Here is a 14,164-nt window from a genome sequence, read left to right as displayed (position 1 = left end):
TCCTTATATCTATCATACTTAAGTAAAAATTTTTCGAAGTCATTTAGACGTCTATATGTCTACAGAATGAATTGAATAGGATCTAAAGTCAATCTTCTTATCATGAATTTTATTCATATAATTGGTGAGCAACTCTCAAAAATAAAAAATGCCACTTCAATCTTTGAAGTGGCATAACTCGGTTCTTCGTTTCGTTGTATTAAAGTGAAGCTACAGCTTACAGCCTCTAATACTCTCTAAATCAAATTAGATAAACGATTAAGATCCGATTGCAGAGCACCCGCCGTCACCGCTCTTCCCGCACCAGGACCTTTAATCACTAATGGGTTGTCTTTGTACCATTTGCTTTCAATCGCAAAAACGTTATCGCACGGTAGTAAATTGGCTAGCGCATGCTCCGGTAATAAAGCTTCCACGCCAACTGTGGCTTTGCCATCTCGAGATAAGCGAGCGATATAACGCAACACTTTGCCTTGCTTCTGGGCTTTGGCTAAACGCTCTGATAACAACTCGTTTAACACTTTACCTTTATCAAAAAAATCATCGGTGGAAAGATCTTTGAGCTCATCAGGCACTAAAGATTCAACTTTGACATTTTCCGGTTCAATTTCCAAGCCCGATTCACGCGCCACAATCACCAACTTGCGCATCACATCCGAGCCATCTAAATCCGAACGAGGATCCGGTTCTGTCAAACCTTGCTGCCATGCTAAATCGACTAAATCCGTAAAGGGAACCGAACCATCAAATTGTTGAAACAACCAAGATAAAGTCCCCGAAAAGATCCCCGAAACCGCAGTAATTTGATCGCCACTATTGCGCAGGTCACGAATCGCATAGTTAACCGGCAATCCAGCACCAACGGTCGCGTTATACAACCAATGGCGGCCCGTTTTATCAAAGGCATTCAGAACACGTTTATATTGTTCGGTAGGCGCCGATCCCGCGACTTTATTGGCGCAAATAAGATGCATACCATGCTCGGCGATTTCTTCATATTGAAGCGCTAATTCAGCACTGGCCGTCACATCCATTACCACCACTTCATGATAATCGGTTTGATGCGCTAAAGTTTTCAGCCAAGACTGACCATCATTCGCAACCGACTCATCAGAAAAGCGTGTCAATGCTTGAGTAGGGTCAATTCCATTCAAATCTAACCAATAAGTTTGGCTATCGATGACCGCAACCAAATCGAAACTCATCCCACGACGTTTTTCGAGTTCTTCTTTTTGTTCAGCAAATAACTCCAACCAGCTTGAACCGATATTACCTTTACCACACAAAGCAATGGCCACTCTCTTTTGCGCTTGGAACAATTGTGAGTGGACATCCACCACCAATTTAGCCACATCCGTTTTGCGTAAAATAGCGACTAAACTTAAACCGGATTCCGCCTCAGAGATAAATTCAACCGGGGCATTTTTTAGCTGCTGATAAAAACCGTAACAATGATTAGGGTTAATCGTCACCCCTGCACCAACGGCCGCCACCATCGAATAGCCTTCGCGTAACTTAATTTCAGCACCTACTGCGGTATCTTGTAAATACGTCAACGCACTTGCCGCAATTTCAGCCGTGTAAGCCAAAGATACTAAACCTTGATCGGGTTGAGACTGCATGGCTAATGGTTGTAATTGAGCGCGAGTTAACGAACGCATTAATTCTGATTCTAAACGAGAGAAATCATGACCCGCGCCAAAGTGAATTTGAATCAGTAGCACTTCGTCAAGTGAGGTGATAATTTTGGCACCGCGACCGGAAGCAAGTACCCGCTCAATACGAGTCGAACCCGATTCCGGTTGATAGCTGCATCGTAAGCTTAAATCCATGGCACTTTGTGCGACAGGTTGCAAGGTGCGGCTATGTAATACAGGTGCCGCTAAACGCGCTAATTCGCTCGCTTCATCGAGGCGTAATAATGGCAATAGACAAGCATCACTGACCTTACGAGGGTCTGCGCTATATACGCCAGCCACATCACTCCAAATAGTCACTCTAATGGCTTCAGCTAATGCGCCAATCACGGTAGCAGAATAGTCCGAGCCATTACGTCCAAGCAATACCGTTTCACCCGCATCATTACGCGCCATAAATCCAGTGATCACCACTCGTAATTTACCGTGCTGGGCCAGTTTTTCTTTTAATAGCGGCAGTGAACGCCCACGATCGACTTCTGGTTGAGCCCCTCGTTCAGCTCGTAAAAAATCACGAGAGTCAAGTTGCACCGCTTCCATATCGAGATGAGAAAGTAACTCGGCCAATAAGCGAGATGACCACACTTCACCATGGCCTAAAATGCTCGCTCGCATAACGTCATTGACTGGGCCATTAATATCACCCAATAACATGAATTCTTGGCTTAGCAATTCCAATAAAGGCTGAGCTTTATCTTCTGGCAATAGCTCTTCGACTAAACCAATTTGGAATTGGCGTAATTGTTGCAAAATTTCATGGGCAATACGGCCATCTTTATCAAGCGCATTAATCCAGTCAATTAAACGGTTAGTGGTGCTACCGGCGGCTGAAACCACGACGAGATCAGCAGGCGATGAATATTCTTTTAAGATATTGGCGACTCGTTTGTAGCACTCTGGATTGGCCAGACTACTACCACCAAATTTGTGTAACTGACGAGCGGATGTCATTTACGCTACCTCTTGTGCTTTTCTAAAAGCTTGCTCTAAATCAGCGATTAAATCCTGACTATCTTCTAATCCAACAGAAACACGTAGTAGTAACGGTGAGATTCCCGCTTCTGCTTGTGCTTCATCTGACATCGCTCGATGGGTCATGGATGCAGGATGACACATCAAGCTTTCTACTCCGCCTAACGATTCAGCCAGAGAGAATAATTCTAATTGACCGACAAAGGTCTTTAACTGTTCCATGCTGCCATTTATTTCAAAGCTCAACATTGAGCCAAAACCACGTTGCTGCGCTTTAGCAATATCGTGACCGGGATGATTCGGCAAACTCGGATGATAAATCGTGCCAACCAATGGTTGCTGCTGTAAATATGCCAACAAATCTTGAGCACTTTCTTCATGTACTCGCATACGTGCCGCTAAGGTTCGCAAGCCACGTAATGTCATGTAGCTATCAAAAGGTGTCCCGGTTGCACCAATGCAATTGCCCCACCATGAAAGCGTTTCTACATGCTCAGGGTCTTTAGAGATAACCACCCCACCAATCACATCAGAATGACCATTGATGTACTTAGTCGTCGAGTGAATCACAAAATCGGCCCCCAAGGTTAATGGTTTTTGGTACACCGGTGTCAAAAAGGTGTTATCCACGGCTACTAACGCACCGACTTGCTTAGCTTTTGTGCAAGCTTTAGCAATATCCACCACTCGCACTAATGGGTTTGAGGGGGTTTCTAATAAAATCAATTTAGGCTTTTGAGCAATCGCAGCATCAAATTCAGCTTGGTTTGATTGGTCAACAAACTGAACTTTAAAGTCGCCTTTTTGTGCTCGAGTATTAAATAAGCGATAAGTGCCGCCATAACAGTCATGTGGGGCAACAATCAGATCATCAGGGCCAATAAAGGCTGAAACCCATAAATTGAGTGCTGAAGTACCGCAATTGGTGATCACCGCACCAGCACCTTCTTCAAGTTCAGATAACGCCTGTTCAAGTAAACCACGGTTTGGATTACCTGAGCGAGTATAGTCATACTTAGGCACTTCACCAAAAGCAGGAAAGCCATAATTGGTCGATAAATAAATAGGCGGAACGACCGCGTGAAATTGGCTATCCGATTCAATACCGGTACGAACCGCGACTGTTGCTGGCTTTCTTGAACTCATTGGCGTATTCCTTTCCTTTTGCATTCGCAATCAATATACACAGAGGCTGATACTAAAACCTACTATACCCAAATATAACCAAAGTGCTATTTGCACCAACTCAATTTTAAAAGAGACATTATTTTACCGCTTTTAAAACAAGAGCGATCACATAAATCACCCTGCAATGGTTTATTCTTAAGCTAGACAGAGTGATACTTTATCCCTCACAAATTGAGACGTCAAGACCTCTAGCCATCTAAGTGTCTTTACTTTCGGCAGTAAATGCACCTAAAATTGGCATTCAGCCACTAATTACAGATATTAAATAACGAAGGTGCGTGATGGCAGATTGGAATGGTGAGTACATTAGCCCGTATGCAGAGCATGGAAAAAAGAGTGAACAAGTCAAAAAGATCACAGTTTCTATTCCATTAAAGGTTCTTAAAGTCTTAACCGATGAACGCACTCGCCGCCAAGTCAACAACTTGCGTCATGCGACCAACAGTGAACTACTGTGTGAAGCATTCTTACATGCTTATACTGGCCAACCTTTACCAACAGATGAAGATTTGCGTAAAGATCGACCAGACGATATCCCAACCGAAGTAAAACGCTTAATGACCGAAATGGGCATTGAATTCGAAGCGTTTGATGATTAATACGTTACTCGGATTGTCGTAACTCGTTTTTCGAAAAAGAAAAAATAAAGCCCGCTCAAATCATTTGAGCGGGCTTTATTGTATTCGAGCGACAAGAAGCGAAGCGCCCTAGTATTCGAGTTTATTTTTTACTTATACTGATCCGGCAATTCGATACGTGCGACACCAGACTCAACCGCAGCACGAGCAACCGCACCAGCCACTTCAGACAATAAACGCGGATCCATTGGTTTTGGAATGATGTAATCCGGACCAAATGATAGCGCTTCAACCCCTGCCGCTTTTAATACTTCGGCTGGTACTTCTTGTTTCGCTAATTGACGAATCGCTTCAACTGCCGCCAATTTCATTTCGGTATTAATTTCACTGGCACGAACATCTAATGCGCCACGGAAAATGAATGGGAAACAAATAACGTTATTAACTTGGTTCGGATAATCACTACGACCCGTACCCATGATTAAGTCATTACGGACTTTGATGGCTAACTCTGGCTTGATTTCAGGATCAGGGTTTGAACAAGCAAACACAATCGGCTTATCAGCCATTAACGCAAGCGCTTCTGGTGGTAACAGATTTGGACCAGATACACCTAGGAATAAATCCGCGCCTTCAATCACATCTTCCAAAGTACGCATATCAGTGTTGTTAGCAAACAATTGTTTGTACTCATTCAAGTCATCACGACGTGTATGAATCACGCCTTTACGATCAAGCATGTAGATTTTTTCACGTAATGCGCCACATTTGATCAGTAGCTCCATACAGGCGACTGCCGCAGCACCTGCGCCTAAACAAACAATTTTACACTCAGACAGCTTCTTGCCCTGTAGCTCTATTGCATTCAGCATACCGGCTGCCGTCACAATCGCCGTACCGTGCTGATCATCATGGAAAACAGGCACGTCACAACGCTCAATCAGTTGGCGCTCAATCTCAAAGCAATCTGGCGCTTTAATATCTTCTAGGTTAATGCCACCAAAAGTATCAGCAATATTAGCCACCGTATCAACAAACTCGTCGATAGTACGATGCTTAACCTGAATATCAATAGAATCCAATCCAGCAAAACGTTTAAATAACAGCGCCTTACCTTCCATAACTGGTTTTGAGGCTAATGGACCTAAATTACCTAAACCTAGAATAGCGGTACCATTTGAGATAACGGCAACCGTATTACCTTTAGCAGTATATTTATAAGCATTATCAGGGTTTAGTGCGATTTCACGTACCGGCTCAGCAACACCAGGGCTATAAGCCAAAGCTAGATCTTCCGCCGTATCGGCTGGTTTAGTTAAAGCAATGGCAATTTTACCTGCGGTAGGCTGAGCGTGGTAATCCAGTGCTTTTTGGCGAAAATCATTGAGTTGCTGATCATCAGACATAGTGAGCGTTTCCTAATTATTCTATTTAGTAGGGGGGAGATGATTTTAAAGGATCAAAAGTTAACTTGGTAGTCAATACCGTTAATTTCAGACAATAAAAAAGGGACGCCGAAGCATCCCTTTCAAATTCTGTCTTTCACTAAAGTCGTTTAGTGGAAGATTATTTTTTGCTGCTAAGTGCACCAAAACGCTTGTTGAAGCGATCAACACGGCCGCCAGTATCAACGATACGTTGCTTACCAGTGTAGAACGGGTGACATTTGTCACATACGTCTAGGTGGATAGTGTCTTTGTCTAGCGTAGAGTTGAACTCGAAAGAGTTACCGCAAGAACAAGTTGCATTTACAGCTTTGTATTCTGGGTGGATACCAGTTTTCATAGGACAAACCTTTTATTGGTCCGTATCGCTATCCGATTCTTACTGAAATATCTCTTGCGAGTATTCAAGCAGTCAGACACCATACGTTGTTACTAAAAAATGATGTAAAAATATACATCGTTAGAGGCGCAGTATAATAGTGAATCCGCCTCCATCGATCAACACATTTGCTCCCTTTTTCTACAATATTTCAGTTTTATATCGATAACGGCTGTTTTATCATAGTCTTTCATTTGTCTTACCCTACTGTCGAAAGGACAATTTTCTTACTTATGCAGCCTAATATTGCTCAAGTTGCTCTACCCGTTCCTTTAGATAAGTGCTTTGACTACCTTATTCCTAATTACCTATTTCCCGTTGTTGGTGGCCGCGTCTCTGTACCTTTCGGTCGACAAACCTTAATTGGAATTGTCGTTGGTATTGTCAATCATTCGGACTTCCCGGTTGAGCAATTAAAACCGATTAAAGCCTGTTTAGATGCTAAACCAGTCTGGCCTCAACCGCTCTATCAATTATTGCACTGGTGTAGCCAATTTTATCAATACCCACTTGGTGATACGCTGGCGATGGCTTTACCTTCATTATTGAAAAAGGGCAAACCTGCCGATTTCACGAGCCTCAAAGAGTGGCACATTACCGAAGCGGGCAAAAACCAATTAACTGCCGGCTTCGGCCGAGCGCACCTACAAGCGAAAGTGGTTCGTATGCTCGATCACGGCGCTTTGCCACATCAAGCCATGATTGATGAAGACATCAGCAGCACTACCTTAAAAACGCTACAAGAGAAAGGGTGGATTGAAGCTAAACACACTCAGCCGACTCAACCTCAATGGTCTGCTCAATTGGAAAACGAGCAACACAAACCACACTTAAATGAAGAACAAGCCATTGCAGTTGCCAGTATTAATAACCATCCTGGATTTGGCTGTTTTTTAATTGATGGGGTAACCGGTTCAGGTAAAACCGAAGTCTATTTAAGCATTATCAAACCTGTGCTTGAACAAGGTAAACAAGCATTAATACTCGTCCCCGAAATCGGCTTGACACCACAAACGATTAACCGATTTAAGCGCCGCTTTAATGTGCCAGTTGAAGTGATGCATTCTGGCTTAAACGAAACCGAACGATTAAATGCATGGCTTTCCGCACGTGACAAACAAGCGGGGATCATTATTGGCACTCGCTCTGCGTTATTTACGCCTTTTGCCGATCTTGGAATCATCATCGTCGATGAAGAACATGACGCGTCTTATAAGCAACAAGATACGCTGCGTTATCATGCTCGAGATGTCGCGGTAATGCGCGGCCACAAAGAAAACTTCCCAGTAGTGCTTGGGTCAGCGACGCCAGCCTTAGAAACGCTACATAATGCTAAAACAGGCAAATATCATTACTTAACATTAACTAAGCGCGCCGGTAATGCACAACCAGCCAAACATCATGTCTTAGATATTAAAGGCCTCTATTTAGAAGGGGGGTTATCCGCGCCATTAATTGCTCAAATGCGTCGCCATCTTAACGCGGGCAATCAGGTGATGTTGTTTTTAAACCGCCGTGGCTTCTCTCCTGCCCTAATGTGCCATGAATGTGGTTGGATTGCCGAGTGTAAGCGCTGTGATGCTTATTACACCTTTCATCAAGGTAGCCAAGAAATTCGCTGCCATCACTGCGGCTCACAACGCCCAGTGATTCAACAATGCCAAGGCTGTGGCTCGACTCAGCTTGTTTCCGTTGGTGTGGGGACAGAGCAACTCGAAAAACAGCTAGAGTTACTGTTCCCTGAATTTAAAACCATACGAATTGACCGTGATAGTACCCGCCGCAAAGGCAGCTTAGAAAACGCGCTAGAATCGATTCGTAAAGGTGAATATCAAATCCTTATCGGCACCCAGATGCTGGCGAAAGGCCATCACTTCCCGGATGTCACTTTGGTTGGTTTATTGGATGTTGATGGCTCACTTTATAGTAGTGACTTTCGAGCATCCGAGCGCCTTGCTCAACTGTTTATTCAAGTCGCGGGACGTTCAGGCCGAGCCAGTAAGCCGGGTGAAGTATTATTGCAAACACATCACCCTGAACATGCCTTATTGCAATCGCTATTACACAAAGATTATCAACACTTTGCTCAAACTGCGCTGGCCGAACGAAAAATGGCCCAGCTTCCCCCTTACAGCTTTTTGACGCTGTTTCGTGCTGAAGGCAACAATAACGACGACGTTGAAGCCTTTTTACGTCAAATACGCCACACACTGGAAGCTCACCCACTTTATGATGAGCAATGCATGGTACTCGGCCCAATGCCTGCACCACTCGCCCGACGAGCGGGGAAATATCGCTGGCAGTTAATGTTGCAAGTGAGTACTCGTCGTCAAATGCAACGTATCATTGCCTCATCTAAGTCGGCAATTCAATTATTGCCACTCGCCAAAAAAGTGCGTTGGAATATGGATATAGAGCCTCAGGACCTAAGCTGAGTAAAAAGTAAGGGTATTAAAAACCCTCTATGTGATGCATATCACCATTGGAATGTAAGAATTACTATACTCGAGCTATTAACCAGCTAATTTAGAACATAAAATATTTAAATAACATTAAGATGTCGTTATTCGTGATGAGGAAAACCAACTAAAGGAAACTCCTCACATTTTGCTTATATAGTCTGTGTTTTTTGATATAAGCGTTTGTCTTACCCATTTGGGTATAAAAAGTGAAGAGAGGAAAACTTATGGCGACAATGAAGGAGGTTGCCCAACTAGCTGGGGTATCAACGGCGACGGTTTCCCGTGCGCTGATGAATCCCGAGAAAGTCTCCAATGCAACACGAAAGCGCGTAGAAGATGCGGTATTAGAATCGGGCTACTCACCGAACTCTTTAGCACGCAATCTACGACGTAATGAATCGAAAACCATCATTGTAATTGTGCCCGACATCTGTGACCCTTATTTCACAGAGATCATCCGAGGCATCGAAGATACCGCCGCGGAACATAATTATTTAGTTCTACTGGGTGACAGCGGGCAGCAACTCAAACGAGAAAGCAGCTTTGTGAATTTAGTCTTTACCAAGCAAGCTGATGGCATGTTGCTATTGGGTACCGATGTTCCTTTTGACGTCAGTAAACCTGAACAAAAAAACTTACCGCCGCTTGTCATGGCCTGTGAATACGCGCCGGAACTAGAGCTTCCTACGGTTCATATTGACAATTTAACCGCCGCATTTGATGTCGTGAATTACCTCACCCAAATGGGACATAAGAAAATCGCTGAAATGTCCGGTCCATCCGATGCATCACTTTGTCAATTCCGCCATCAAGGCTACCAACAAGCCTTGCGACGCGCTGGCATAGACATGAATCCGGCCTACCAAACACAAGGTGACTTTACTTTAGAGTCTGGTGTGAGTGCGGCGAATAAATTACTGTCTTTACCTGAGCCTCCAACCGCCATTTTTTGTCATAACGACAGCATGGCTATTGGCGCTATTCAACAAGCGAAAAAACAAGGTTTCCGAATACCACAAGACCTTTCCATTGTTGGCTTTGACGACATTCAATTCTCTCAATACTGCGATCCGCCACTCACCACTATTGCTCAACCCCGTTATGAGATCGGTAAACAGTCAATGTTAATGTTGTTAGAAATATTAAAAGGGAGAGAGGTTCGTGCTGGTTCTCGATTACTTGAAGCCAATCTTGTGATCAGAAATAGTGCTGCACCACCGCGAAGCTAATAGCCTAAAAAAACATAGGCCTTTAGAACAATATCCCCCCAAAGAAGTTGCAGTAAAGCGGCAGGAACATGAAGCACCATAAGCATAACGAAACGATGCGATTGGGCAGAATCAACTCCGCTAACCAAGCTGCAACTTTCAATTCAAAGCCAGTGGCCTTTTTCTTACAGTATTAATCATAGTATTGGTTAAAAAACTGCATTAACATATAGCTCCTTTTTTATTCTATTGAGTTATTGAAATACCGTGGCTAATCGAGATTATGTAAGAAAGAGTCCAACTCCAAATAAAAAAAACAACAATAGAAATCAAAGAAAACCGGCTCAAAAAAAGAAGCCAGCACCGCGTGCTATTCCATGGAAAGCCGCGATTATTGCGGTCCTTTTATTAGCAGGCTTGATCTCTTTACTCTCTATGCTTAGCAATGACCCAGAACCGGTCGTTCCAGCAGTTAATACCGTGCCTGTAAAGGTCACCCCAAAGCCAACGGAATCGCTACCGCCTCCACCACAAGAAAAGTGGGATTACATGGAGACGTTGCCGAAACGTGAGATTGAGGTTCAAGCCAAAGAAGTTGAAATACCTAAGATCCCATACATAATGCAATGCGGCGCTTATAAAACTGCATCACAAGCGGATCAACGTAAAGCTAATATCGCGTTCCAAGGATTGAGCAGTAAAGTGGTGAAGCTTGAAGGCAGCAGTTGGTATCGAATTATTTTAGGGCCTTATACGTTTAAACGTGAAGCGGTAAAAGATCAGCATGTTTTGCAACGTGCTAAAATCGAGCCATGTATCATCATGAAAGACACCTTAAAATAAAGAGCCGAGAGCCGAGAGCCGAGAGCCGAGAATTTTTGGTTGCTACCTTGTCGGTGTCAATCATTCTTTTCGGCTCCCGAGCGCAGCGTCCTCGCCTCTCGGTTTTGCTTTGTGAGCAACAAATACTTTCCTTAAAAGCTTCCTATATTCTTAACGACCCCAAAGACATTTTATTACCCTTTCTCTTGAATTCTTTTTACCCCAACCTCATATCAGTTAAAACAGCAGAATAACTAAGAGGTTTCTCGTGACTACTATTGTATCTGTACGCCGCAACAATAAAGTCGTTATCGCAGGTGACGGCCAAGTTTCATTAGGCAACACTGTCATGAAGGGCAATGCTAAAAAAGTTCGCCGTTTATATCATGATAAAGTGTTAGCAGGCTTTGCCGGCGGTACCGCTGATGCCTTTACGCTTTTCGAACGTTTTGAACGTAAGCTAGAGATGCACCAAGGTCATCTCACTAAAGCGGCGGTTGAACTGGCTAAAGATTGGCGCAGTGATCGTGCTTTACGCAAGTTAGAAGCCTTATTAGCCGTAGCAGATGAAACGGCATCGCTGATCATCACTGGTAATGGTGATGTGGTGCAGCCTGAAAATGATTTAATTGCGATTGGTTCTGGTGGCAATTTCGCCCAAGCAGCCGCGATTGCTCTATTAGAAAACACCGATCTCGAAGCTCGTGAAATTGCCGAGAAATCGTTAAAAATCGCTGGTGATATTTGTGTATTCACCAACCATCACCACACAATCGAAGAACTATAAATCACTATTGGCCTTTGTCTTTCGCTTTCTAGCTCAAGGCTAATCATCAGATTTCCCACCCATGAACCCAGATTCATGGCTTATTAATTAGGGTAAAAGGATAACGTTATGTCGGAAATGACACCTCGTGAAATTGTTCATGAACTCAACCAACACATTATTGGTCAAGATAAGGCTAAGCGTGCCGTAGCGATCGCTTTACGTAACCGCTGGCGTCGTATGCAACTCGATGAAAATCTACGTGCAGAAGTGACACCAAAAAATATTTTAATGATCGGCCCAACCGGTGTAGGTAAAACTGAAATTGCTCGCCGTTTGGCTAAACTCGCTCATGCACCTTTCATTAAAGTAGAAGCGACTAAATTCACCGAAGTCGGTTATGTTGGTAAAGAAGTTGAATCCATCATTCGTGATCTCACCGATGTCTCAATCAAGCTAACTCATCAGCGTGAAATGGAAAAAGTAAAATTCCGTGCTGAAGAGCAAGCGGAAGAGCGTATTCTTGATGCGTTATTACCGCCACCACGCGAAGGTTGGGGACAGGATGAAAAATCACAAGAAAGTACCTCAAATACGCGTCAAGTGTTCCGTAAAAAACTACGTGAAGGCCAATTAGACGATAAAGAAATTGATGTTGATGTGGCCGCGCCGCAAATGGGCGTGGAAATCATGGCACCTCCAGGCATGGAAGAAATGACCAATCAACTACAAGGCATGTTCCAAAATCTGGCGGGCGATACCAAGAAAAGCCGCAAAATGAAAATAAAAGATGCCTTCAAAGCGTTAACCGAAGAAGAAGCCGCCAAACTCGTCAATCAAGAAGACTTAAAAGAACAAGCGATTTTCAACGTTGAAAACAACGGTATCGTGTTCATTGATGAGATTGATAAGATTTGTAAACGTGCCGATCAAACTGGTGGCGGCGATGTCTCTCGTGAAGGGGTACAGCGTGATTTATTACCATTAGTTGAAGGCAGTACGGTTTCCACTAAGCACGGTATGGTTCGTACTGACCACATATTATTTGTGGCATCAGGCGCATTCCAAGTCGCTCGCCCTTCTGATTTAATTCCTGAATTACAAGGTCGTTTACCGATTCGTGTTGAATTAGAAGCGTTAAGCAGTCATGACTTTAAGCGCATCTTAACGGAACCTAATGCCTCGCTAACCGAGCAATATTGCGCATTAATGGCAACCGAAAATGTCGAAATCGAATTTACCGAAGACGGCATTACACAAATTGCCGAAGCGGCATGGCAAGTTAACGAAACCACCGAAAACATTGGTGCGCGCCGTTTGCATACCGTGATGGAGCGCTTAATGGACGATATTTCGTTTGATGCCACCGATAATCCGGGAATGAAAGTCTCGATTGATGGTGATTACGTTAAGCAACGTCTGGGTGAATTTGTTGCCGATGAAGATTTAAGTCGCTTTATCCTGTAAAATCATCTTTACTGTATAAATCCAAAAAGCTCGCACGATTGCGAGCTTTTTGTTATTTGTGACAACTAATTGATATACTTATGCCAATCAAAATAAGTCAGTAGTCTAAATTAGCGAACTTTTTATAAGCTAGCATGAGCTGTTACTTATTTGTGGTTGGTATTCATCATTCACCTTTACTGTATAAGACTATGAAATCATCCTTTGCTATTTGGCTTGATGCCGCTAGACCCAAAACCTTACTGCTTGCGATCGCTGCCATTGCAACTGGAAGTAGCCTTGCCTATGCCGACCACCACTTTTCTTTCGCAATTTCTGTTTTGGCATTACTCACAGCAACGTTACTGCAAATTTTATCTAACCTTGCCAATGACTACGGAGATGCAGTCCAAGGTACTGATAACGATGACCGTATTGGTCCTATCCGTGGTATGCAACAAGGGATCATTACTCAACAAGGCATGAAAAAAGCGATCACTATTAACATTGTCTTTATTGTGATCAGTGGGTTAGCTTTGGTGTTTTATGCGCTACAAAGCCCAACGAGTATTGCAGCCTTTCTATTCTTAGGCCTACTTTCTATCGTAAGTTCTATCGCTTACACCATGGGCAGCAAGCCTTATGGTTACATTGGCCTTGGGGATATATCTGTCTTTATCTTCTTTGGTCTATTAGCGATTTTAGGCACCTACTTCTTACATACAGGTACAGTTAAACCAAGTCTGTTACTGCCTGCAATTGGCTCTGGTTTATTCTCAATGGGTGTATTGAACATCAATAATATGCGTGATGTGGAAAATGACACCGTGAGTAATAAGCGTACTTTGGTGGTTCGCATTGGTATTGAAAAAGCCAAATGCTACCATTTGGGCTTACTGGCTTTTGGATGGCTCACCATGGCCATTTACCTAGTGATGCATACTCAGCCAATTTGGTTAAATGTGTTTATGTTGCTACCGCTATTACTCGTGTTTAAACATGGCAAAACCATCTGGAATATCCAGCAAGCTAAGCAATTTGTGCCGATGTTACCCGATATGGTGAAATGCGCTTTTATCACCAATATCGTGTTTTCAATTATTATGGTTGTAGGTCAATAACCCCCTAATCAGGACGATTATCCTGATAAGATCAAAGTCTTTTCAGGAAATTGTCCTTTGTCATTGCAAAGCCATAATGA

At 43.4% G+C, this 14,164-nt stretch carries 11 protein-coding genes; 7 read left to right on the top strand and 4 right to left on the bottom strand.

Annotated elements, in window-relative coordinates:
- Positions 1 to 236 precede the first annotated feature (236 nt).
- Together VRUMOI_RS01095 and VRUMOI_RS01090 are read right to left on the bottom strand one after the other, a co-directional pair.
- A complete protein-coding gene (locus tag VRUMOI_RS01095; RefSeq protein ID WP_089139963.1) occupies positions 237 to 2,648 on the bottom strand; it encodes a bifunctional aspartate kinase/homoserine dehydrogenase II in 2,412 nt (803 codons plus the stop codon).
- Positions 2,649 to 3,815 (bottom strand): O-succinylhomoserine (thiol)-lyase, encoded by a 1,167-nt coding sequence (locus VRUMOI_RS01090; RefSeq protein WP_089139962.1) that lies wholly within the window; start codon positions 3,813 to 3,815, stop codon positions 2,649 to 2,651.
- A gap of 323 nt (positions 3,816 to 4,138) precedes the next feature.
- On the opposite strand from VRUMOI_RS01090, the gene metJ reads away from it, so the two are divergent.
- The gene (gene metJ / locus VRUMOI_RS01085) at positions 4,139 to 4,456 is read left to right on the top strand and encodes a met regulon transcriptional regulator MetJ (RefSeq protein ID WP_089139961.1); all 318 of its coding nucleotides are present in this window, start codon (positions 4,139 to 4,141) and stop codon (positions 4,454 to 4,456) included.
- 128 nt (positions 4,457 to 4,584) lie between these two features.
- Here the strand turns inward: metJ and VRUMOI_RS01080 are convergent, their stop codons facing one another.
- Together VRUMOI_RS01080 and rpmE are read right to left on the bottom strand one after the other, a co-directional pair.
- On the bottom strand, positions 4,585 to 5,841 hold the full coding sequence (locus tag VRUMOI_RS01080; RefSeq protein WP_089139960.1) for a malic enzyme-like NAD(P)-binding protein: 1,257 nt from the start codon (positions 5,839 to 5,841) through the stop codon (positions 4,585 to 4,587).
- Between the two features lie 160 nt (positions 5,842 to 6,001).
- Entirely contained in the window at positions 6,002 to 6,220 is a 219-nt protein-coding gene (gene rpmE / locus VRUMOI_RS01075) for a 50S ribosomal protein L31 (protein ID WP_089139959.1), read from the bottom strand.
- A 272-nt stretch (positions 6,221 to 6,492) separates the two neighbouring features.
- Between rpmE and priA the strand changes: the two genes are divergently transcribed.
- From priA to VRUMOI_RS01045, 6 genes are all read left to right on the top strand, one after another.
- Positions 6,493 to 8,694 (top strand): primosomal protein N', encoded by a 2,202-nt coding sequence (priA, locus tag VRUMOI_RS01070; protein WP_089139958.1) that lies wholly within the window; start codon positions 6,493 to 6,495, stop codon positions 8,692 to 8,694.
- A 233-nt stretch (positions 8,695 to 8,927) separates the two neighbouring features.
- The gene (gene cytR, locus VRUMOI_RS01065) at positions 8,928 to 9,950 is read left to right on the top strand and encodes a DNA-binding transcriptional regulator CytR (protein WP_331813018.1); all 1,023 of its coding nucleotides are present in this window, start codon (positions 8,928 to 8,930) and stop codon (positions 9,948 to 9,950) included.
- Positions 9,951 to 10,196: 246 nt separating this feature from the next.
- Positions 10,197 to 10,772 carry an SPOR domain-containing protein gene (locus tag VRUMOI_RS01060; RefSeq protein WP_089139956.1) on the top strand — a complete coding sequence of 192 codons (576 nt, stop codon included), beginning with the start codon at positions 10,197 to 10,199 and terminating at the stop codon, positions 10,770 to 10,772.
- Positions 10,773 to 11,019: 247 nt separating this feature from the next.
- On the top strand, positions 11,020 to 11,538 hold the full coding sequence (hslV, locus tag VRUMOI_RS01055; protein WP_089139955.1) for an ATP-dependent protease subunit HslV: 519 nt from the start codon (positions 11,020 to 11,022) through the stop codon (positions 11,536 to 11,538).
- A gap of 108 nt (positions 11,539 to 11,646) precedes the next feature.
- Positions 11,647 to 12,984, top strand: a complete 1,338-nt coding sequence (gene hslU, locus VRUMOI_RS01050; protein WP_089139954.1) for an HslU--HslV peptidase ATPase subunit — start codon at positions 11,647 to 11,649, stop codon at positions 12,982 to 12,984.
- Between the two features lie 191 nt (positions 12,985 to 13,175).
- Positions 13,176 to 14,084: a 1,4-dihydroxy-2-naphthoate polyprenyltransferase gene (locus VRUMOI_RS01045; RefSeq protein WP_089140075.1), complete on the top strand. Its 909-nt coding sequence runs from the start codon at positions 13,176 to 13,178 to the stop codon at positions 14,082 to 14,084.
- Positions 14,085 to 14,164 lie beyond the last annotated feature (80 nt).

The organism is Vibrio rumoiensis, assembly GCF_002218045.2.
Classification (GTDB): Bacteria; Pseudomonadota; Gammaproteobacteria; order Enterobacterales; family Vibrionaceae; genus Vibrio; species Vibrio rumoiensis.
Note: the sequence above shows the minus strand (reverse complement) of the source record. Positions and strands in the feature narration are given on the sequence as shown.